This window comes from Massilia sp. 05N420, from assembly GCF_056397205.1.
Window position 1 is genome coordinate 114088 of sequence record NZ_JBFTMX010000005.1, and the last position, 21982, is coordinate 136069.

Annotated in this window: 19 protein-coding genes and 1 tRNA gene; 14 read left to right on the plus strand and 6 right to left on the minus strand. The window is 57.5% G+C overall.

Annotation, left to right across the window (positions count from 1 at the left end):
• Nucleotides 1-33 precede the first annotated feature (33 nt).
• The 5 genes from hutC (at nucleotide 34) to AC1DIX_RS04555 (ending at nucleotide 5326) form a co-directional block, all read left to right on the plus strand.
• Nucleotides 34-753 (plus strand): histidine utilization repressor, encoded by a 720-nt coding sequence (gene hutC, locus AC1DIX_RS04535; RefSeq protein WP_442124778.1) that lies wholly within the window; start codon nucleotides 34-36, stop codon nucleotides 751-753.
• Nucleotides 754-1073: 320 nt separating this feature from the next.
• Nucleotides 1074-1400: a thioredoxin TrxA gene (gene trxA / locus AC1DIX_RS04540; RefSeq protein ID WP_036236119.1), complete on the plus strand. Its 327-nt coding sequence runs from the start codon at nucleotides 1074-1076 to the stop codon at nucleotides 1398-1400.
• A 137-nt stretch (nucleotides 1401-1537) separates the two neighbouring features.
• Nucleotides 1538-2800: a transcription termination factor Rho gene (rho, locus tag AC1DIX_RS04545; RefSeq protein WP_442124777.1), complete on the plus strand. Its 1263-nt coding sequence runs from the start codon at nucleotides 1538-1540 to the stop codon at nucleotides 2798-2800.
• A gap of 353 nt (nucleotides 2801-3153) precedes the next feature.
• A complete protein-coding gene (locus tag AC1DIX_RS04550; RefSeq protein ID WP_379776300.1) occupies nucleotides 3154-3423 on the plus strand; it encodes a type B 50S ribosomal protein L31 in 270 nt (89 codons plus the stop codon).
• 121 nt (nucleotides 3424-3544) lie between these two features.
• Nucleotides 3545-5326 (plus strand): ArnT family glycosyltransferase, encoded by a 1782-nt coding sequence (locus AC1DIX_RS04555; protein WP_477322331.1) that lies wholly within the window; start codon nucleotides 3545-3547, stop codon nucleotides 5324-5326.
• Between the two features lie 57 nt (nucleotides 5327-5383).
• Here AC1DIX_RS04555 and AC1DIX_RS04560 read toward each other — a convergent pair whose 3' ends face one another.
• On the minus strand, nucleotides 5384-5971 hold the full coding sequence (locus tag AC1DIX_RS04560; RefSeq protein ID WP_477253631.1) for an FxDxF family PEP-CTERM protein: 588 nt from the start codon (nucleotides 5969-5971) through the stop codon (nucleotides 5384-5386).
• Nucleotides 5972-6259: 288 nt separating this feature from the next.
• Here AC1DIX_RS04560 and AC1DIX_RS04565 point away from each other — a divergent pair, with 288 nt between their 5' ends.
• On the plus strand, nucleotides 6260-6712 hold the full coding sequence (locus tag AC1DIX_RS04565; protein ID WP_477322333.1) for a hypothetical protein: 453 nt from the start codon (nucleotides 6260-6262) through the stop codon (nucleotides 6710-6712).
• A 14-nt stretch (nucleotides 6713-6726) separates the two neighbouring features.
• On the opposite strand, the gene AC1DIX_RS04570 is transcribed toward AC1DIX_RS04565, so the two are convergent.
• A complete protein-coding gene (locus tag AC1DIX_RS04570; RefSeq protein WP_477322335.1) occupies nucleotides 6727-8694 on the minus strand; it encodes an APC family permease in 1968 nt (655 codons plus the stop codon).
• Nucleotides 8695-8815: 121 nt separating this feature from the next.
• Between AC1DIX_RS04570 and AC1DIX_RS04575 the strand changes: the two genes are divergently transcribed.
• The 5 genes from AC1DIX_RS04575 to AC1DIX_RS04595 all read left to right on the plus strand — a co-directional run bounded on the left by AC1DIX_RS04575 (nucleotide 8816) and on the right by AC1DIX_RS04595 (nucleotide 11593).
• Nucleotides 8816-8900: transfer RNA gene (locus AC1DIX_RS04575), tRNA-Leu, on the plus strand.
• A gap of 165 nt (nucleotides 8901-9065) precedes the next feature.
• Nucleotides 9066-10286: a tyrosine-type recombinase/integrase gene (locus tag AC1DIX_RS04580; RefSeq protein WP_477322337.1), complete on the plus strand. Its 1221-nt coding sequence runs from the start codon at nucleotides 9066-9068 to the stop codon at nucleotides 10284-10286.
• Nucleotides 10287-10323: 37 nt separating this feature from the next.
• Nucleotides 10324-11025, plus strand: coding sequence for a hypothetical protein (locus AC1DIX_RS04585; RefSeq protein ID WP_477322339.1), 702 nt, complete (start codon nucleotides 10324-10326; stop codon nucleotides 11023-11025).
• A 107-nt stretch (nucleotides 11026-11132) separates the two neighbouring features.
• Entirely contained in the window at nucleotides 11133-11330 is a 198-nt protein-coding gene (locus AC1DIX_RS04590; protein WP_477322341.1) for a helix-turn-helix transcriptional regulator, read from the plus strand.
• A complete protein-coding gene (locus tag AC1DIX_RS04595; protein ID WP_477322343.1) occupies nucleotides 11330-11593 on the plus strand; it encodes a helix-turn-helix domain-containing protein in 264 nt (87 codons plus the stop codon). The genes AC1DIX_RS04590 and AC1DIX_RS04595 overlap by 1 nt, the downstream gene beginning before the upstream one ends.
• Nucleotides 11594-12709: 1116 nt before the next feature.
• On the opposite strand, the gene AC1DIX_RS04600 is transcribed toward AC1DIX_RS04595, so the two are convergent.
• A complete protein-coding gene (locus tag AC1DIX_RS04600) occupies nucleotides 12710-13849 on the minus strand; it encodes a hypothetical protein (RefSeq protein WP_477322345.1) in 1140 nt (379 codons plus the stop codon).
• Nucleotides 13850-14292: 443 nt separating this feature from the next.
• Here AC1DIX_RS04600 and AC1DIX_RS04605 point away from each other — a divergent pair, with 443 nt between their 5' ends.
• The 3 genes from AC1DIX_RS04605 to AC1DIX_RS04615 all read left to right on the plus strand — a co-directional run bounded on the left by AC1DIX_RS04605 (nucleotide 14293) and on the right by AC1DIX_RS04615 (nucleotide 16765).
• Nucleotides 14293-14880: a recombinase family protein gene (locus AC1DIX_RS04605; RefSeq protein WP_477322347.1), complete on the plus strand. Its 588-nt coding sequence runs from the start codon at nucleotides 14293-14295 to the stop codon at nucleotides 14878-14880.
• Nucleotides 14881-15003: 123 nt separating this feature from the next.
• Nucleotides 15004-15534, plus strand: coding sequence for a hypothetical protein (locus tag AC1DIX_RS04610; RefSeq protein ID WP_477322349.1), 531 nt, complete (start codon nucleotides 15004-15006; stop codon nucleotides 15532-15534).
• Nucleotides 15535-16345: 811 nt separating this feature from the next.
• Entirely contained in the window at nucleotides 16346-16765 is a 420-nt protein-coding gene (locus AC1DIX_RS04615; protein ID WP_477322351.1) for a hypothetical protein, read from the plus strand.
• Nucleotides 16766-16796: 31 nt separating this feature from the next.
• Here AC1DIX_RS04615 and AC1DIX_RS04620 read toward each other — a convergent pair whose 3' ends face one another.
• The 3 genes from AC1DIX_RS04620 to AC1DIX_RS04630 all read right to left on the minus strand — a co-directional run bounded on the left by AC1DIX_RS04620 (nucleotide 16797) and on the right by AC1DIX_RS04630 (nucleotide 21785).
• Nucleotides 16797-19673 carry an AAA family ATPase gene (locus AC1DIX_RS04620; RefSeq protein ID WP_477322353.1) on the minus strand — a complete coding sequence of 959 codons (2877 nt, stop codon included), beginning with the start codon at nucleotides 19671-19673 and terminating at the stop codon, nucleotides 16797-16799.
• 38 nt (nucleotides 19674-19711) lie between these two features.
• Nucleotides 19712-20683: a hypothetical protein gene (locus AC1DIX_RS04625; protein ID WP_477322355.1), complete on the minus strand. Its 972-nt coding sequence runs from the start codon at nucleotides 20681-20683 to the stop codon at nucleotides 19712-19714.
• A 109-nt stretch (nucleotides 20684-20792) separates the two neighbouring features.
• Complete coding sequence (locus AC1DIX_RS04630) at nucleotides 20793-21785, minus strand: helix-turn-helix domain-containing protein (protein WP_477322357.1); 993 nt, start codon at nucleotides 21783-21785, stop codon at nucleotides 20793-20795.
• Between the last annotated feature and the right edge of the window lie 197 nt (nucleotides 21786-21982).

Below are 21982 nucleotides of genomic sequence, written 5' to 3' on the forward strand. Positions count from 1 at the left end.
GGCACAAGACACACCTGAATCCCGGAGAGTAGTTTGGACGAACAGTTCGCGCAAGACGCCACCCCCATTTTTCAGCGCATCAAGGATTACCTGATGGGCGAGATCGCCTCCGGCCGCTGGAAGGAAGGCGACCTGGTGCCGTCCGAGCAGGCGCTGGTGCGCCAGTTCGGCGTCTCGCGCATGACCGTCAACCGCGCGGTGCGCGAGCTGACCGCCGAACAGGTACTGACCCGGCGCCAGGGCGCGGGCACCTTCGTCGCGCCGCAAAAATACCAGGCCACGCTGGTCGAGATCCGCAACATCGCCGACGAGGTGCGCGCCCGCGGACACGCCCACACCAGCCGCCCGCTGCTGCTGGAGCAGGCGCCCGCCGGCGAGGCGCTGGCCCTGCAGTTCGAACTGGAACCGGGCACGCCGCTGTTCCACTCCGTGATCGTGCACCACGAGAACGGCCAGCCGATCCAGATCGAGGACCGCTGGGTCAACCCGGCCTGCGCCCCCGCCTACCTGGACCAGGACTATACCCGCGTCACCCCGAACGAACACCTGATGGTGGCCGCGCCCCTGCAGGATGCGACCTACAGCATCGAAGCGCTGCCGGCGCCGCGCGAGGTGGCCGAGATGCTGGACGTCGACGCCGGTAGCGCCTGCCTGGTGCTGCGGCGCCGCACCACCTCGCAGGGCCGGGTGGCGACGGTGGCGACCATGTGGCATCCGGGCCAGCTGTACAAGTTTACCGGCAGCGTCACCTGAAGCTTGCCGCTTGTACCACGCCGCAAAATAATTCCGCCGGCCCCATGTACAGACGGCGACATCGTCGGCAATAATAGGTTCAGGTCGATCCGCCGTCCGCCAGCCTGGCAAGGGCTAAAACTGTGGCGCGCTTGCAGTGCGCCACAACGTGTTAAGATTTTGTACAAAGCTTGCGAACACGTTTCAGGAAAATCGGTTATTATTTCAGCTAACCCCCGCCTGACACCTCCTTGCAGCACTTCCACTATTGAATATTGCACACAGTGTCTCCACCATTGTGCGTTCAGGCGTTAATTGACCTACCTCTCACTGAGGAAAACATGAGCGAAAACATCAAACACATTAGCGATGCATCTTTCGAAACCGACGTGCTGAAGTCCGAGCGCCCGGTCCTGGTCGACTTCTGGGCCGAGTGGTGCGGCCCCTGCAAGATGATCGCCCCGATCCTCGAAGAAGTCGCTAAGGAATATGACGGCAAGCTCCTGATCGCGAAGATGGACGTCGATGCGAACCAGGCCGTGCCGGCCAAGTTCGGCATCCGTGGCATCCCGACCCTGATCCTGTTCAAGAATGGCGTGGCGGCGGCCCAGAAGGTCGGCGCAATGGCAAAAGGCCAACTGACTGCTTTCATCGATAGCAACATCTGATACCATAGCCGGCGGCAGCGCGCCCGCACTGCCGCCATTCCGGTCCGGGAAGGCCATCGACTCCGATGCTTCTCTTTTAATCAACCCACGTAGTTCCCTCCCCTACCTTTACTTTCCCGTCACGGGACACCCGACACATGCACTTATCTGAACTGAAGGCAATGCACGTCTCCGCCCTTCTGGAGATGGCGATCAGCCTGGATATCGACAACGCAGCCCGCCTGCGCAAACAAGAACTGATGTTCGCGATCCTCAAGAAGCGCGCGAAACAAGGCGAACAGATTTTCGGCGACGGCGCGCTCGAGGTGCTGCCGGACGGTTTCGGTTTCCTGCGTTCGCCCGATGCGAGCTACATGGCGTCGACCGACGACATCTACATCTCGCCGTCGCAGATCCGCCGCTTCAACCTGCATACGGGTGACTCGATCGAAGGGGAAGTGCGTACGCCGAAGGATGGCGAGCGTTATTTTGCGCTGGTGAAGGTGGACAAGGTCAACGGCGAATCGCCGGAAGCCTCCAAGCACCGCATCCTGTTCGAGAACCTGACGCCGCTGCACCCGAACGAGCCGCTGCGCCTGGAGCGCGACATGAACGGCCAGGAAAACATCACCGGCCGCATCATCGACCTCATCGCCCCGATCGGCAAGGGCCAGCGTGGCCTGCTGGTGGCATCGCCGAAATCCGGCAAGTCGGTCATCCTGCAACATATCGCCCACGCGATCACCGCGAATCACCCGGACGTCACCCTGATCGTCCTGCTGATCGACGAACGTCCCGAGGAAGTGACCGAGATGCAGCGTTCGGTGCGCGGCGAAGTGGTTGCCTCGACCTTCGACGAACCGGCCACCCGCCACGTGCAGGTCGCCGAGATGGTGCTGGAAAAGGCCAAGCGCCTGGTCGAAATGAAGAAGGACGTCGTGATCCTGCTGGACTCGATCACCCGCCTGGCACGCGCCTACAACACGGTGATCCCGGCCTCGGGCAAGGTGCTGACCGGTGGTGTCGACGCCAACGCCCTGCAGCGTCCGAAGCGTTTCTTCGGCGCCGCCCGTAACGTCGAGGAAGGCGGTTCGCTGACCATCGTCGCCACCGCGCTGATCGAAACCGGTTCGCGCATGGACGACGTGATCTACGAAGAATTCAAGGGTACCGGCAACATGGAAGTGCACCTCGAGCGCCGCCTGGCCGAGAAGCGCGTCTACCCGGCGATCAACCTGAACAAATCGGGCACCCGCCGCGAAGAACTGCTGATCAAGCCGGACCAGCTGCAGAAGATCTGGATCCTGCGCAAGCTGCTGTACTCGATGGACGAGATCGAGGCGATGGAGTTCATCCTCGACAAGATGCGCGCAACCAAGAACAATGTCGAGTTCTTCGACATGATGCGCCGCGGCGGCTGATCCCTGCCGTTTGAGATAACGGGATCCACGGAAAAGGCGAGTCGAACTCGCCTTTTCTGCTTTATGCGCCACGATTCGTTCAGATCCTCAAAACGGACATCCATGGCCAATCCTCACGCCTGAGCAAGTGGATGGCGGCAACCGCCATCACCATGGTCATCGGTTTCGGCGGCATGATCCTGACCATGATGTCGCGCCTGCCCCATGCCTGAACCCTGGAAGGTTGCCTCGTGGCTCCGGCTGACATATAATCTCCGGTTCATTACCACCCATGGCAAGTGATCGGCAATCGGGTCAAGAAGCAGCGCGACCGACGAAGTGCCTTTTGGCTACCAACTTAACCGAGGCAAAACATGAAAACCGATATCCATCCGGATTACCGCGAAGTCGTCTTCCACGACCTGTCCTGCGATTTCAAATTCATCACCCGTTCGACCATCAACACCCGCGAAACCATCGATTTCGAAGGTAAGCAATACCCGCTGGTCAAGATCGAGGTGTCGGCTGAATCGCACCCGTTCTTCACCGGTAAGCACAAGATCGTCGACACCGCTGGCCGCGTCGAGAAATTCCGCCAGAAGTTCGGTTCGGTCGGCTCGAAGACCAGCGTCGCCAACGGCTAATTCCCCGGCGAGCGCACTGTCAGGAGGCCTTCGGGTCTCCAAGAAGGAAGCCCTGGGGCTTCCTTTTTTTTTGCCGCTATACTAGCGCGACATTATTCCAGCACATCACGCAACACTATCGATGAAACCAGTCCGCCTCCCAGCCGCCGCCACCCTCGCGCTGCCACGATGGGCCCTGTATGCACTTGGGCTGTTATACATCCTGCCGGGCCTGATCGGGCGCGATCCCTGGAAGGACGACGCCGCCAGCTTCGGCATCATGTGGACCATGGCGCACGGCGGTTTCAAGGACTGGTTGCTGCCGAATATCGCCGGCCTGCCCTCGCCCGAGGAAGGTCCGCTGGCCTTCTGGCTGGGCGCGCTGTGCATCAAGCTGTTCGGCTGGCTGGTGGGCGACGTGCTGGCGGCGCGCCTGTCGACCATCGGCATCTTCGTGCTCGGCACCGTCTCGCTGTGGCAGACCGCGTTCCGCCTGGGCCGGCGCGCGGAAGCCCAGCCCCTGCGCCTGGCCTTCGGCGGCCAGCCCGAACCCGACGACTATGGCCGCACCCTGGCCGACACCGCCGTCCTGATCTACCTGGGTTGCCTGGGCCTGCTGCTGCAAAGCCATGAAACCCTGGCCGTGACCCTGCAGGGCTCGCTGCTGGCCTGGTTCCTCTACCGTTCGGTGCGCTATATCGAGGATCCGTCCCGCCGCAACGCGGCCCTGACCGGCCTGGTGCTGGGCGCGCTGGCACTGACCCGCGGCGTCGCCTCACCCATCGTGCTGCTGGGCGCGCTGCTCCTGTGCACCCGCCTGTTGAAACTGCCCGCCCGTCCCGTGCTGCGCAACCTGGGCCTGGCCGCTGGCTCGGCCGTGCTGGTGATGCTGGTCTGGATCCTGCCCGCGATGCTGGTGCAACCCTATGGCCTGTCGCCGGTGAGCGAATGGCTGGTCTGGAACGCTGGCCAGCTGAGCGTGCCGAGCTGGCATTCGATCGGCGCCTTCTTCCGCGTCGGCATCTGGTTCTGCTGGCCGGCCTGGCCCTTCGCCGCCTGGGCCGCCTGGGCCTGGCGCCGCCAGCACGGCATGCTGCACATCATCCTGCCGACCTGCTTCGTCGGCCTGCTGGCGCTGTTGGTGCTGTGCGATCCGGTGCCGGAAAACGGCGACCTGCTCAAGCTGCTGCCGCCGATGGCCCTGATGGCCGCCTTCGGCCTGCCGACCATGAAACGCGGCACCATCAATGCGATCGACTGGTTCTCGGTGATGGTCCTGAGCCTGCTGGGCGGCTTCGTCTGGCTGTTCTGGGTCGCCAAGCTGACCGGCTGGCCGGCCCAGCTCGCAAAGAACGCGCTGAAACTGGTGCCCGGCTTCAAGCCGGAATTCGGCATCGTCGCCTTCATCGTCGCCGCCGCCGCCACGGTCGGCTGGTTCCTGCTGGTGCACTGGCGCCTGTCGCGCCAGCCTTCGGTGCTGTGGCGCGCCGTGGTGCTGTCGTCCGGCGGCCTGATCCTGCTGTGGGTGCTGCTGATGACCCTGTTCATGCCGGACCTGAACTACGCCAGGAGCTACGCCAGCGTCGGCCAGCAGATCGCGGCACGCCTGCCGGCGAATGCCGACTGCATCGACACCAACGTCGGCCCGGCCCAGCGCGCCTCCTTCGCCTACTTCGGCCACCTGCCCTTCGCCGGCGTCGAGGGCGGCAAGTGCAGCTACCTGCTGCTGCAGGAAAGCCTCAGGAAGCCCGCCGACGGCGCGCATGCGGATGCGAACCGCCAGAGCGTGCTCCAGACCGGCGACGGTCCGCGCGGCGGCCAGATCGTGCTGGACGACTTCCGCCCGCGCGACTGGACCCTGTTGTGGGAAGGCCGCCGGCCCTCCGACCGCACCGAGCGCTTCCGCCTGTACCAGCGGCGTTGAAACGAGAAAGCCACCTGAGCAGGTGGCTTTTTCGTATCCACGATCCCTTCGCGTCATTCAGATCCTGACCGGCACCAGCTTGCGCCGCGCCGCCACGCCGAGCAGGCCCAGGCCGGCCAGCAGCATGCCCCAGGTCTGCGGTTCCGGTACCGGTGACACCGTCAAATCGCCGCCGAAGGCGCCGCCACCCGCTCCCAGCACCTTCCCGTCGACCTTCAGCGCGTAGTAGCCGCTATTCAGGCCATACGCCGTCAGCGACCAGGAATCGGTTGGATGCGAGCCGAAGCCGGTGTCGTTGATGCCGGCGATTGCCGTGCCGAGGATCGCCATGGTCGCCGGATCGTAGCGGTACAGGCTGAAGCCGGTGATCAAGAGGTCCTTGGTCTGCGGGGTGTTCAGGTAGGACGAGGTCAGGGAAGAAGCGGCATCGAAAGGCGTGCCGATGTTGAAGGTGAAGATATCGGTGAAGGTATTGCCGACGGTCGAGGCCGCGAAGGTATCGCCGAAATGCGCGTTGAAGCCGCCCACGCCGTCGCCCGCTGTCACTAGCGGAGCGGTCCGGTCGATCGCCTGGGCGGCGGCGCCCTGGGAGGCACACGCCGCGCCCGCGATGAGGGCGCTCAGAACGAGAGATTTCAGTTTCATGATAGTTCCTGAGATAAGTTGTCGGGACATACTATCCGGGGTACGGCGTACTGACACCGATCCTTGATAGCAGCTTAAGTTCGGTCCAACCTGTCAACTGTTAGATTGCGCACAAATCTCAGCCGTTTTCTGCCGGAAATTAGCATTGTTTGACTACGAATTTCCGCAACGAAAACACTTCATTTCCGGCAAGAGCCCACTTGAGAAAAATCAATTCCTCCTTGGCTTACATTATCAGAATGGTGGATGTGCCCGCTATCCGGCGGCATCGCCAGCCAAGGAGCCATCATGAAAAGCGTGACGTTTTCCGATATCGTGCGCGTCCCGGAACAGGCGCGCCGCACCTCCTCCTCCCTGGGTTCGCCGCAACGCCTGGCGTGGCTGGCGCTGACGCTGGCGCTGGGCCTGCCGGCGCTGATGTATGCGTTCTGGCAACTGGATCCGGGCGCGCCGCTGGCCTATATCGTGCTGCCGATCCTCGCCGGCGGCCTGCTGCCGACGCTGACCATGATGCCGGGCCGTTTCGAGGTCACGACCCGTTTCGAAGCCTGCCACCTGGTCTGCACGCTGGACGAAGCCCTGGGCCGGCTCGGCTATGCGCCGGCCGAACGCATCCCCGGCGCCGTGCGTTACCGCACGCGTGGCGGCAAGGAAATCGCCGTGACCGTGCGCGCGCATGCGCTCGAGGTCACGGGGCCGGTGCCGGCGCTGCGAGTACTGCGCCAGCAGATGACGCGTTGACGGTCCGCGCCCGCTCAGACTTTCATCGGCAGGATCACCATTTGTAATCCCTCGAGGTGCAGGCGGCGCTGGACGGCGAGCGCCGCCTGGTTGTGCAGCAGCCGGGTGAACCAGTTGTCCCGTGCGAAGATCAGCTTGCTGGTGAAAAAGATCGTATTCGGGTACTCGCGATTGATCTGCTCGCACATGCGCGTGATCTCATCCACCGCGTCGGTGCCGAAGCCGATATAGGACGCCGACGCCATCCCGTGGCTCTGGCAGTAATCGACGAAGTATTCCAGCGTCTCCGCCGCATCCTCCCGCATCTTTTCGAGCGCGCCCTCGCCGCCGTAGGCATGCGCATCGACCGTGCGCGCGTTCACGAACAGGAAGTTCTTGAAGTGGCCCGGGAACATGCGCAACACCCACAGCAGCGCATGCAGGCCGCCGCCGCGCGAGTTACCGACGATGAAGACCGCGGTCTGCGCTTCCGGATCCGGCTCGACCGACTCCTTCTCGGGTCCAAAGGGCTGGTCCGCGAAGACCTCGTCGACCGAACTGATCGCGCGCTTGGTCTCGCGGTAGTGGTTGCGGATGACGACGCACAGGCCGGCGATCGCGGCGATGATCAGCACCGTGGCCCAGCCCCCCTGCGTAAAGCGCTCGACCAGCAGGATCGCCAGGATGCCGGCGCAGATCACGAATCCGCCAAGGGACAACAGGAAGCGCCGCACCCAGCGTACGTTGTCCGTGTCCTTGCGGTGGCGCCACCAGTACAGGCACAGGCCGAACAGCGAAATCGCAAAGGTCAGGAACACCGACAGCGAATACAGCACCACCAGCAAGGCGACCTGGCCCCCGGTCCAGAACAGGATCGCCAGCGCGGCGATGCCCATCACCAGGATCCCGTTCTCCTTCACCAGGCGCGTCGACAGATAGCGGAACTGGTGCGGCACCCAGGAGTCCGACGCCATGTTCGACAGCACCGAGGGACCGCCCAGGAAGCCGGTATTCGCGGCGACGAACAGCAGCCCGGCCTCGAAGGCCAGCGCCACGGCCAGCAGCACGTGATTCAGCATCTCGCTGTGCATGCCCATGTTGCCGATGATGTGGCGGAAGGTGGTGGCGTTCAGGGTTTCGCCGGCCACCGGCCGCACATCCCACAGCAGGTAGAGCAGGATGATGCCGCCGGCGGTCACGGCCAGCGACACCGCCATGTAGAACATCGTGATCTTCCCGGTGCGCACGCGCGGCTCGGCCAGCAGGTTGACGTTGTTCGATACCGCCTCCAGGCCCGTATAGGTACCGCCGCCCTGCGAATACGCCAGCAGCAGCATCCCGGCCACGCCGGCCCAGCCGATGCTGCCCGCCAGTTCGCGCGTCTCGCCCAGGGTATTCGGCACCAGCGCCGGCAGGTGCGACGCATGCGCGACGATGCCGTACACGATCAGCACCAGGTGGGTGGCGACGAAGCCGAGGAAGATCGGCAGCAGGATCTGGATCGCCTCCTTCAGGCCGCGCAGGTTCATCACGATCAGCAGGCCGATGAAGAAGGCCTCGGCCCACAATTTATAGTCCTGGAAGCCGAGCGGCAAAAAGGACGCCAGCGCATCGACCCCGGAGGCGATCGAGATCGCGATGGTCAGCACGTAGTCGAGGACCAGCGCGCAGCCCGAGACCAGGCCAAGATAAGGCCCGACCAGCTTGGTGGCGACGCGGTAGCCCCCGCCCCCGGTCGGGAACAGCTCGATCACCTGGTTGTAGGCGAGTGCGATGACGAAGACGGTGACCGCGGTGGCCACCGCCAGGTAGAGGCCGAGGTGGGTATGAGCGCCCAGCGCACGGAAGGTCTCTTCGGGACCGTAGGCGGACGAGGACAGGCCGTCCGCACCCAATCCGACCCAGGCCAGGAAGGCGACCAGCGCCATCGAATGGCGGGTCTCGCTCTGCATCGGATCGAGCGCCTTGCCGAGGATAATCTCGCGTATCTTCTTATTCTTCATTATGCGCACCGCACTGCCGGCGGTCGTTTCTCGAGGTAGGCGAGATCATACGCCTGAACCGTGCGCACGGGCACTGGTCTTTTTGGCATCGCATGTGCTAAGATGCGCGCCTGCGCTTGCAGCCTCTGTGGCGGAATTGGTAGACGCACTTGACTCAAAATCAAGCGCCGAAAGGCGTGCCGGTTCGATTCCGGCCGGAGGCACCAAAAACACGTTTCAAGAAGTCCAATAATGTCCATGAACCCGCGACTCTCCCAGTGAGAACGCGGGTTTTTTGTTCGTCAAGCGTCTTTAGCGTCCATTGCGATCCAGCATTTTTGCATCCATACTTTTGTCCATGGATGCAAAGCCCCAAACAACATGGATACAAAATGCCTAAACTCGCCACCCCGCTCTCAGACACTGCCGTTAGAAATGCCAAGCCGAAGGACAAGACTTACACGTTGGGCGACGGCGACGGTATGTACCTGGAAGTCATGCCCAATGGGTCGAGGTTTTGGCGCATGGCCTATCGCCAGACGAACGGAAAAACCAACCGTCTGACCTTCGGTAAGTATCCCGAAGTGACGCTTGCAGAAGCTCGCGCGAGGCGCTTGGCGGCACGCAAGCTGCTAGACCAAGGGATCGACCCTGCCCGCGCCAAACGCGAGGAAAAGCAGTCCAAGGCAGTTGCCGCGACTCACACCTTTGAGGCCGTAGCGCGGGCATGGCTAGGTAAAACCGCCGCAGACCGTGCCAGCAGCACTCAAGACAAAAATACTGCATGGCTTGAACGGAACATATTCCCGACTATCGGTGCATTGCCTATCTCGACCATTAAGCCAAAAGACGTACTGGCCGCGCTGCACGTAATCGAGGCACGGGGGGCGATCGAGTCTGCACACAAGATCAAGCAGCTATGCGGTCAAGTATTTCGGTTCGCCGTGGCTTCCGGACTAGCAGAGCGTGACGTGACCACTGACCTGCGCGGAGCCTTGTCTGCGGTCCCTCAAGCGCACTACGCCGCAATCACTGAACCAAAGAAAGCGGGCGAACTGCTGCGCTCTATACACGCTTACAGCGGCCATCCCTACGCTGTCGCCGCGCTAAAGCTAGCGCCGCTGGTATTTGTTCGTCCTGGGGAACTGCGCACCGCTGAGTGGTGCGAGATGGACCTCGACGCGGCAGAGTGGCGCATTCCCGGCTCCAAGATGAAAATGGGGCAGGATCACATCGTGCCGCTGGCAACGCAAGCCGTCGAGCTGCTATGGACCGTCCACGCAATGACAGGGCATGGCAAATTCGTATTTCCGAGCGTCCGCACCGGCGCACGCTGCATGAGCGAGAACACTATCAATGCGGCTTTGCGCGGCATGGGCTTCAGCAAAGCTGTGATGACTGGCCACGGCTTCCGCGCGATGGCGCGCACTATTATGGATGAAGAGTTGGGCGAGCGGGTTGACCTGATCGAACATCAGCTTGCCCACGCCGTCAAAGATCCGAACGGACGCGCCTACAACCGGACGGCACACCTTCCGGCCCGCCGATCGATGATGCAGCGGTGGGCAGACTATTTGGACAAAGTGCGATTAACACCACCTTCAGTTAATTAAAATTTAATTATTCAACATACTAAGGTTGCATGCTGACATGGAAAAAGATATAAACAATTTCATAAAAGAAAAGTTATGCAAATATCGTGAGCGCTTTTTAAAGCTTCTTCGTAGCTCGAATAACTCAGAGCAAATCGAGTTTGCCAGTACGTGGGAAATGCTAGGCACAATTCCATCTTCCTTTGTTGATCTATATGCCTTTAAAAAAGATGATGAGTATCAGGTAAATGAATATTTCTTTAAGACTTATCTAGCACTTATGCAGTTTCAGGGCGCGAACGAAGCATTAAACAACAATCAGTTCATAATGGCGCTTGATGAGCTTTTTAAGATTGAAGCATTTTTGGTGAGTGAAGAAGTAGCGCCATTAATTTCTGCTGCGCGCGGTCGAAGTGGTGGAAAGGGAAGGCATAAAAAAAATGCTGCTGAAAAAGCTTTGGCTCGACGTTTTTACAGAGAGAATGGTCTTGACAAGCTTACCAATAAGGCCGCAGCCGAAATTTTAATTAAGCAATGCGCTGTTGAGTTAAGAACCGCCGAGCTTTATGCGGCAGAGTTTAAGTTGCTAGGCAAGGCTACGGATCAGTACATCGCCGGCCTTTCTTCTGTTTTTCTGCCTTCTCGTTCTGGGCTCACGGAGCCAAACGACAACTCCTGTACCACCGAAGCCGACCGCGCGTTTATTGAGTCTCGACTTGCTGAACTCAAAGCTAAGATTCTCGATAGAGGAACATTGTAGGAATTCCCGCTCTTATACAGTCTGCCGGTAGACGGCATCGATCTTTCTCGCAGCACACTCTAAGCTGTCGTTATCCAATTTCGGATGACAAAAGAAAGGTTCGATAAATGACACACAAAGCAGTTCTTCGTTTGCCCGACGTGATTCAACGGACGGGCCTCTCCCGCTCTACCATCTATGCCCGCATTAAGTCGGGACACTTGACTCCCCCTCTCAAGCTCGGAGCAAGGGCTGTTGGCTGGCTCTCATCAGACATTGATGAGTTCATTGACTCGCTTGTCACTACGTCTCGCGAGGTTAACTGATGACCCAAGCAAAAGAGAGCAACTTCACGTATCAACTGATCCTTCACCTGCTTCGTCTGAAGCCTCGCAACACGTATGAGTTTCGCACCCTAGGTGTTGCCAATCCCGCTCCGCGTATCGTTGAACTCATCGCCAAGGGCTATGTAATCCACAGACGACGAATCGATATCGTTGACTCCAACGGCGTCAAGCGAAAAAACGTAACTCTCTATTCTCTCTTGGCTGAGCCTTCTAGGAAGCGGAAGAGCAGCGCATCGGAATAATTTAGAGGTCAGACGTTAGGGCTGTCAGGCATGCTCTGTGCTGGCTTCATAAGCCCGCGCGCGCGCAGTGACTACCCTTGACGGTCGGTTGAACAACGAAGCCTTTTTAACGCGGCTGGCGGCCCCTAAATCGCCTTTTTCTAGATTGGTAAGGGATTGGGGCACGTCGATGCGGTGTAAGCGCTTTGTGCGGCTTTTGTGCACTCCGAAGCGGGTTGATTGGTTTCTATATGTCGCAGGCAACTGCCATGTCTATCTCACTTAACTGACATTAAGCATTTAAGCTCCAAATAGGCGAGTTAGAAACACTGTTTTGCGGAATAGGGGCGTTTTCCGCTTTCATGATCGCTTTTCTGAGTGACGCCGCCAATGATTCGTACATCTCTAGACATTATCGGATGTACGCGCCAAAGGGCATAGAGAGCCTAAGGTGATTTGTTATTAAGTAGTAGTGTATGGGGAAGAGTGAGTAGTCTCTATCAGAAGAATAGTTAATGAAAGGAGTGGAGAATTGAGGTATCAAACATTGATTACTGAATGCAATGAGGGGAACCATGCACCACAGCATACGCGTCAAGCATGGACATGGATAGACGAATGCACGACTGAGTACAAAAGTCCTCGTCTATACCATCTTTGTTTTACTGGTGCAGAGTACCAAGCTCATAAAAGCATGCTTAAGGATGTTGTGCAACGACTACGCCGCAAGCGTATCCGATGCAGTTGGAGAGCAGCGAGGGAGGTTGACGAGAGCAGGGGCGATCATCTTCACATTTTCCTGTGTTGTGAAGCATCGCTGAATAATCCATGCCACATTCTGAATCGCAAGGATAAAGGATGGCTTGCGACGTACGGAAGAAAGCGAGGAATACATGTTTTCATTAATCCCCCGCTGGACCCCATGCATTCCGGTGAGAATTATGTGAGTCTTCCGTGTTCTAAGCAAGAGAAAATACACGATGCAAAAGTATGGATTAGCTATCTTTACAAAATGCGCTCGAAGCCCCTCAGTGGCGAGGTCTATAGCGCAAGCAGGTTTAGCGCAGGGCGCTAGGAGTTGCATTCCTACAGTCTATGTAAAATTCAAGTTGGCGCGAGTTCCGCTAATAATATAGGTTACGAACCAGTCGCCAACTTTTTACGACGCAATAGGAAATAAATCGCGCCAGCCAAGACGAATGTTCCTGGAGCTGGTTCGGGTACCTCGGTCTCACTGACAGGAGTCAGTACGAATGTTCCATTCATGGACCCCGTCTCGTCAATAGCGATGCCGTAAATATTTCCTTTAGAATCAGATCCAATCGCAGTTGCCAGTATTCTCGCACCAAGGTCTGCAGGGTTAACTATCATATCATTTAGGTCGATAGCTGAACCGTCACGCCATATTGTTGCATGCTGTTTCCAGTCGGAGGAGGTTAAAGACGATCCAAAGACGGTACCATCCGCTCCGATATTGTTGGCTGAACTCCACTGTCCCCCCAGGGTCCCCAAGTCGTGTAACGCAACACCATCCCAGAGTATGGCACGCCAATTTTCGTTATCACCTGCTAGTAGAGAATCTCCGACCGCCCATCCAACATCGTTTACATCGGCTAACACGCTACGCGTGCCCCCTAAGGTTCCAATGTGAGTTACATCGCCGTCCTTCCAGACAGTGCCTTGTTGGCCGCCGGAAAAGCGCGTACTGCCGACAATAACGCCCGCGTTGTTGATGGCGTAGGCACCAGCCGATATACCACCGCCAGTGCCAAGATCGTGAAGGCCATCACTATTCCAAAACAATGCATTGGAAACTCTGGTGTCGTTCGAATATGAATACCCGACGATAACGCCGGCATTGTTGATATCACGAGCTTGTTCAGTCCTGTTATCGCCTAACCCCGGCAAGAAGCTTGCCGTAGCACTGCGCCATACGGTCGCACGTGTGGCAAAATCGGTAGCGTACGAATTGAAAGAGTCTCCCACTGCCAATCCGTGATCGTTTAACGACAATACTTCGGATTGATAGGAACTGCCAGGTGTTTGTAGCTGAACCTCTGCACCTTTGGATGACCATATGTAAGGAGCCAATGATGATCCTGATGCGTCAAATACGTTAGCAGTAAACTGTCCACTACCGTTGACCTGCATGATGTTTGCCCCATATTTAGAGTCCGGGTAACTAATTTTAGAATAGGTGTATAGACCTGCACTAGCAGTTTGACTGGCAAGCAATGAGGAGAAAAAAGCACAGCTACACAAGGCCATTTTAATCATATGGAACAAGCTCCAGAAAATATTAACCTGTTGAATTAACTATTTTGCCGACTTTAAAAAACAAATAATCTAGAGAATATTAAGGACAAAATCGAAATATAGCTGAACATCTAGCTCTGCCAGCCATTGGGAAACAACCCGACGTTAGCTCAAAGTTCGAAAATTCGTTGCTGCATAATAGCCAAGACAGATGTCGCATGCATGTCGCGCTAAATCTAACTTTTGGCGGTCGTTCTAGCGATTCTACTTAGGGGAACAATTATTGTAAAGAAATTAATATGACTTCGCGGTCCGATAATGCTCTGCTTGGATTTTGTATCACTGGGGCTTGCCCTAATGGTAGAGCTAATAATGACTGAGAAAAGCTATCAGAATGCTTGTTAACTCTAGATTCTAATGATAATATCAGTGTATCTAGAGTCATTTGAGAATAAGGAGGAGTAATGACTATTTGGGGATATGCAAGGACATCGACTGTCGAACAAGTGGCAGGACTGGAAGATCAGGTAGCAAAGCTAAAAGATGCTGGGTGCAGCGATCAGACGATCTTCAGGGAGCAGGTAAGCTCGGTCAAGATGGCTGATCGCACCGAGTTCGCAAAGGCGCTTGCAAAGCTCAGGAGCGGCGATGTGTTGGTCTTCACCAGCTTGTCACGAGTAGCACGCTCGATGATCCACATGATGGAGATCGAATCTCAGGTTGCAGCAGCAGGCGCAACCATTCGCATCTTGGACATGAATGTGGATACCGCGACACCTCAAGGCCGGTTGACGCTCGGTTTGTTCTCAGCCATTAGTCAGTTCGAACGCGAAAACATGCTTGAACGTCAGAAGGTAGGTATCGCGGCTGCGAAGGAAAAAGGGCTTTACAAAGGGCGAGCTCCAAAAGCAAAGGCGAAGACGGCAAAAGTACTTGAGCTTGCTGGTAAAGGCTTGGCTAAGCAAGAGATCGCAAACGCGGTAGATATCGGAGTCGCGTCGGTTTACCGTATTTTGGCGGACGCGAAGAAGGCAACTCAAACCGGCGTTTAAACGTATCACATGTGGCGTTAAGGGTTCGCATTGCTCAGCCGGCGAAAACTGTTGCAATTTTTAAATCACAGAACCATACTATGTTCGGACGTGCTCATCGACTTACCTCTCGGAGAACAGAATATGGATGATCTCGCGACAGCAAAAACCGCTCCTGACGCTGGCACGAACTTACGTAGCTTTATGGCAAACCGTGGCGCAATCATCATCAAGGAGACACGCCCAATCGGAACCGTCAGCGGGGACTATGGCTGTGCCCTCGACGTTGAGACGGTGGTGCTACGCGTAATTAAGGGTGCAGATCAAAAAGACGCTTTCGGTGCGTTATTAACATTGAAGAACGAAACCACCAACCTAAACGAGAAGGTGCATCTAGACTTCGATGAGATTGAAGAGCTTATTGAGGCGCTCAAGGTCATTAGACACACAGCGGAAGAGATTGGTAGAACAAAGACTGATTACACAGAAGTGATCTATGCTACCAAGGACGGTGCAAAGTTCGGCTTCTTCCAAGGCGATAGCGTGCAAACAGGTTTCGTTACGATCGGCTATAAAGGAAACTTGTTCCAACAAGTCCACGACAATGCACATACCGAGGTCCTTCTTCGGAGTGCAGTTGCGCATTTGCGCACCAAAGGCGCTGAAGTAGTTTAACGGTAGACGTGTATAGCACGAGGGCTCGGCAGCGTTCGGTAGCTATCTCTCGCTAAACGATGCCGCACCGCCTGGAGCGTTTGAGTACGGATATTTTGACTCAGCAAGTTAGGGCGGCATCTGAGACGCCATGTGTCTGCTTGGCAACACGACTAATCCTCGACGGATTTCTATCCAGAAATTGAAAAATCGGTTTTCATCGACCAAACCGCCAAGGTTTGGTAGTCGTAAAATTGGTTGGGATCGACTGGTTCGCGTGGTCAACGCAGGCTAACGTGRCGCGATATCGTGTTGTATTAGTGAGACAGCGAAAAATCAGGCTACGGGAATAGTCGCATCTTGACCTTAGACGAGCGCCCCCTCCTTCCAACAAGTAGGCAAGATGAGTTTTTCATCCATAAGTGCATCCATCATTCGAAAAAAAAACTGTATGAAATAGAATCCATGCGGGTTTCAAGCCATTTCGCGGTTCCGGCCGGAGCACCAAAAGCAAGTATTAAGCAGTCCAGGAAAGCCCACTGAACCCGCGACTCTCATAGTGAGAACGCGGGTTTTTTGTTCGTCAATCGCTGGTAAAGTCCGTTGCGCTTACGTTTCCTGGCCGAGCCTGACCTCATTTCGCGCGGATATGACTTTTTCCGGTTCCAGACAGTTTCGTGATGCGCGCGCCTGCATGCCTTGTCCTGGATCGGCACTGACCTAGACTGAAATACCGCAAGGGCAATACCGGCTTTGCGGCATCCGACGCCCGCCACGAGGCTGATTCGGCGTGACGCCTGTCCAAAGGTTTCTGCTTTGTGAAGGAACGATCATGCGACCCCTATCTCTCCTGATTCCCGCATTCCTGCTGGTGCTTGCCACTGGCGCCAGTGCGCAGACCCAACCCTACCCACGGCCCGATACTGCGCCGATCTCGACCGTGACGGTGACGGCCCCGGCCAGGACGGTCCGGCTCATGCCTGACGAAGTCAGGCAGATCGCCGGAACCTATGACATGGCGAATGGCTGGCGGCTGGAAGTGCGCGGCAAGCCAGAATACATCGACGCGACCATCGATATGGAAAAACCGATGCGGCTCAAAGCAGTGTCGAAGAACAAGTTCGTCTCCGGCGACGGCAACGTGGTCATGGAATTCAACCAGGGCACGGGCGACGACATGAAGATGAGCTATGTACCCGACCCCAGCAAACCATCGATGGTGTCGATACCCGCGCAGAAGGCCAAGCGCTGAGCGCCGCCTCGGGCACGGAAGCTGCTATTCCTTATGCCACCGACGCCAGTTCGATGTCTGCCGGATCGATGCCGTCGACCGGCGCAAGCTCGTCGATGCCGATACGAAGGGCTTGCTGTTCGATTGTCGCTTCGAACAGGCTGCGCATGACCCTGGCATTGCCAAAATTCGGATCGCCGGCGGCGAGCAGGCGTTCCGTGATCTGGAGGAGCAAGCCCTCGCCTTCGCTGCTGAGCCGGTAGCCATGCGTATTGGCCAGGCACTGGAAGATATGCGAGAGTTCGAAAGCCGAGTAGTCGTCGAATTCGATATAGCGGGTGAAACGGGATGCGAGGCCCGGGTTCGATTCGACAAATTGCGTCATCCTGTCCGTGTAGCCCGCGACGATGACTGCCAGCCGGTTCCGGTTGTCCTCCATTTCCTTCAGCAAGGTATCGATGGCTTCCGGGCCGAAATCGTTGGTGTTCGCTCCCACGAGCGTGTACGCCTCGTCGATGAACAGCACGCCGCCATACGCTTCTTCGATTTTCGCCTTGGTTCGCTGCGCGGTCTGGCCGATATAACCGGCCACCAGATCGGAACGCTGCACCTCGACCACATGCCCTTTTTCGAGTAGACCGAGTGCGGCATACAGTTCACCGACCAGCCGCGCGACTGTCGTCTTCCCGGTCCCCGGGCTGCCGGTGAAGACCAGGTGCAGCGACACCGGTGTCCAACCCATTCCCGCTTCGCGCCGGCGCTCTTGCGCCCGCACCAGGCTGGCGAGCTTGCGGATCTCGGCCTTCACCGATTTGAGACCGGTAAGGGCATCGAGTTTCGCGAGCAGGCCTTCGAAATTCAGCTCGCCCTGGCGGCCGATGACCGGCAAGTCCTGGTCCTCGAGAATCAGGGGGTCCGCCTGCGGCTGGGTGCGCAGGCGCCCCGCCTGGCGTTCGATCGTCGCGTCGAGATAGCTCCGCACGTCGCGCGCATTGCCAAAGTGCTTGCCCTTTGTACGCACCATCTGTTCGAAGGTATGGTTGGCGCGCATCGTGGCCTCTGCGGTCAGGCGGAACTGGCGCGAAGTGACCATGGAGGCGAATATCTGGCAGAGCTCCGCCGCGGCATAGTCGGGAAAATCGATGTAGCGATTGAATCGCGATTTCATCCCCGGATTGGCGTCGAAAAAGGACCGCATTTCCCTTTCGTAGCCCGCGACGATCACCGCCATCGTACCGCGCCGATCCTCGATTTCCTTCATCAGGGTCGTAATGGCCTCGGGACCGAAATCTCGCGGCGAGTCCGGCACATAAAGCGTATATGCCTCATCGATGAAGAGAACGCCATCTTTGCCCGCGTCGACGATCTTGCGGGTCTTTGGCGCGGTCTCGCCGATGTGCTGGCCAACGAGCCCGCTGCGTTCGGTCTCCACGAGCTGTCCCTGCTTGAGCAGGCCCAGGGCCGCAAATATCTTGCCGATGATGCGCGCCACGGTGGTTTTGCCTGTGCCCGGGTTTCCCGTGAAGACCAGGTTCAAGGCGATGACGTTTGCGGCGACGCCCGCCTCTGCGCGACGGCGCTCGGCCTCGACCAGGTCGATCAGCTTCGACACTTCACTCTTCACCGACTCAAGCCCCTGGAGCGCATTGAGTTCGGTCATTGCGACAGCCAGGGCCATATTGTCACGCAAGTCGCAATGCTGCAGGTCGATGCCGGCTTCGGGATCGCGGCTCAACCTGCCGGCGGCATGGCCGCTGATACGGCAGTTGATGGCTTTGATCTGGGACTTTCCTTCGGCTAGCAGCCCATATCCCTTACCGCCGTTGAGTACGCAATCGAGCAGCTTGAGCTGGGCGGAATCCTCGGTTTCCACGTTCGCGCCGGCAGTGAATTCGATCGACGTTCCGTTGACCGATGCAACGCTCTCGTTCCTCAGCCACAATCCGTTCGAATTGGTGTCGGCGATACGTCCGCCCGACATGGTGAGCTTCGCTTTCTCGGTCGCGACCACGGCCGGATATTTGGGCCCGCCGCCCAGCAATTCGCAATCCGTGAGCGTGGCCTGGGCGGTTTCACGCACCCAGACCGCGCCCTTGGCGCCGCCGCTTATCCGGCATTTGGACGCCTTGAGGCTCGCTTGCTGCTGAAGCACGAATCCCGTTTCGCGACCATCGCTGATGTCGGCGTCCGTGACCTCGACCTGCGCATTGCCTCGCAGGCTCAACGCCACCTGCACCGCTCTTTCGATGTGGAGCGTATTGATCGACGCGGTCGCATTCCCCTCGACGACGATTCCGCCGCCGGTGGACTTCAGGGCGCGCACGTTGGCCATGACATTCCCGCGCAGGCTCAAGGCAGGTTTTGCCGTGTTGTGGATCGTGACCTGCTCGATCGACAAACCGCCAGTCCCGTCCGCAACGATGGCGCCGCCAGCCAGGATCACGCCTTTCATCTCCGCGTTCGCATGCTGTAGCGACAGGGTGTCGCCGTTCGCACCATCCCAGCGAACGTTCTGCATGTGCAGGCTTGCAGGCTTGCCTGCTGCGCCGACGGCCCGGATCTCGCCTTTGCCGTGGCCCTGCCGGATCGAGATCCGGCCATTGGCCCTTACTGTCAGCACGACGTCGGGGGTGAAGATGCAATGCTCGAAGTTCGCCTCGCACCCTTCCAGTACGAGGACTGTCGACGCGATCGTTACCTCGCGGAAGGCTACCTGTGCAGCGCCGCCGATCTTGATCGGATCTCGCAGGACCACGGATTCGCCGGGTGCGCGGGGCGCAAGTGTGATGGATTTGTCGAGGTTCAGTTCCGTGCCGGACTGCCGATGTTCGGATGCGATGCTCAGCGTCTCTCCAGACTCGACCTTGAGCAGCGCTTCGCTCAAGGTCTTGGGGGAGAACAGGCCATAGCCGACTTTTCGAATGCGCATGGGTTGGTAAGCGAGAGCGTATTTCAAGGACGAAGAAATCAGTCTTTCTGGGGGAAGAATTCCCTCTGAGCCGCCAGCAAGGAGGTATGTGCCATCGGCTCTTCCTTCATCCGGTCGACAGTGAAGAGGATACGCCTGGACTTGGGATCCTCTACCGCGAGCCCATCGACGACGAAAAATGTCACGTAATCGGAATTACCCATCCCGGCATTCGATCCGACGACATGTCCAAGATAATAAGTCGGCAATTGGACCATGTTCCCATTGCCATACTTCGACTGTTCCCTCAACGGTGCCAATGCCGCCTCGATTGCGCGAGCTTCGTCTTCGCTTTTCGGCGTATAGAAATGCGAACCGGTATTGCTGTATTCGCCGCCAATAAACGTTGCGCCCCAGGTCTGGCGGGGATGGTTTTTCCCGTGCGGCTTCTCCCATGCGAACGACGATGTATCGGGTATGCCGAAGTTGATTTCGAAACGGTTTTTTTCCGCGTCATACCGGCCCAGACTGACCATTTGCTGGTTTTCGTTCTCTTTCGAGAAATAGAATGCATGGAGTTTTTTCTCCTGCGCCTCGCGGTAAGCTTTTTCCAAAGCCGGCTTTTGCTGCTTCACGATATCCGCACGCTTGAAGCTGTCCTGCTCTGCACGGTACTCTTCAAGGTAGTCATAGGCGAGCAGGGCGTCATCCCGTCTCGCGCCGGACCAGAACAGCTGGCGATACTTGTAGGCTTCGGCGGCGATGGCTTCGTCACCCGAGACCCTGAAACCGCTCGAGACATTCTTGACCTGATACTGATCGAACGGACGCAGGGGTTCACGTGCCAGCAGGACATTTCCGTAATCGTCACGCCGGATTTTTTCGCTCGAAACCACGGCCGAGCTTTCGGGCTTTGCTTGATTGTTTTCTTTTTTGGCGCATCCCGACGCCAGGGCAAGGGTCAGGCCGATGCCGACGAAGAGATAGCCGGTACGAATTCGAATAGCGGATTGTGCAGATTCAGGAAACATGTCATTGATTGCATGGTTATCGATATGCAATCATATGAAGCGAACAATCCCGCTACAATAGAACACATGTCCCATGCCATCGTGGGACATGCGGCAGCGGCAGCTTGTCTCAGGCTGGAGCAGCCATTGCCGCGGCCAGGGCTGTCTTGTTCGACACGCCGAGCTTGCGATAGACCGAATGAAGCTGGTTCCTCACTGTGGCCGGCGCCACGTCGATCAGTTTTGCAATTTCCTTGTATTGCATTCCGCGAACAGCAAGCATGGCAACGCGCGATTCGGCGGCGGTAAGACCTGCGCTCCTGTTTTCGATCTTATTTATTTTCAGGCAAAGCATCCCATTCAATATTTCAGCACGAATTGCAATTTTCTTTCCGACGAATACTTTTGCACTGGCCGACTCGAGCGCGTCCATCAGGGGGCGCGGCAGGAAAGGAGGGCTCCATTCCCGCCATTCGGTCTGCAGCAATTGACTCGTCTCGTCGTCGACGAAATACACTTGGCCCATCAACGAACTGAGAACCATTGCGCTGGATGCCGGCACAGTTGCCGCAACCGATTTGAAACGCCGGTTGATCTCCCTAGCCTGTATGAAATGGGGAATAAAAACATTGGCATCTTCTTCCTGCTGGGCCGTATAGCCGTTCCGGCTGTTGGCCCGCCATAAGCCCAGTGTCGGCACGGCGCAACCGAATGTTTTTTCAGACACAAAAGCAAGGGAATGGGCGGTTTCGTATTTGCGGCAATACGAGAGCACATGCGGGTCGCGTGCGGTTGCTGCGATGTCGGCGACGACGCTCCGGCCACGCTGCCGAAATGCACTGACCAGCGTATCGTCCTGACTGGTCAGGGCGCCATTTTGCGCCAGGGCCTCCTGCCCCACTGCCGCGCTACGGTCTTGAAACCGTTCGATCGGCGTCGACTCGAGATACAGGGTCTGGACGACAATCTTGCCGGTTGCGGCGACCTGCAGGTCGGCCAGGGCGCAGGCATCGAAGGCGACCACTTGTTTCATTTCCTGCAGCGCAGATTGGTTGAATTCCGCCAGACTGCAGTCCTGTGCGCGCTCATAGATGCCAATCAGTGATTTATTAAGCGCATGCATTTCGGCTCATTGATCCGGACAGTGTTTGTTACTGATCCCGAACGACTACGACGTCGTATCTTGGCAGTCCTGAAAAACTATTTCACTAAAAACAAGTGAAGATAATAATTCAATAATATCATTCTTGCTAGTAGATCATGCTCATTGCCTGCAAGTAGATATCACGGAGCCGCCCACCCGTAAATGGCAGCCATTGG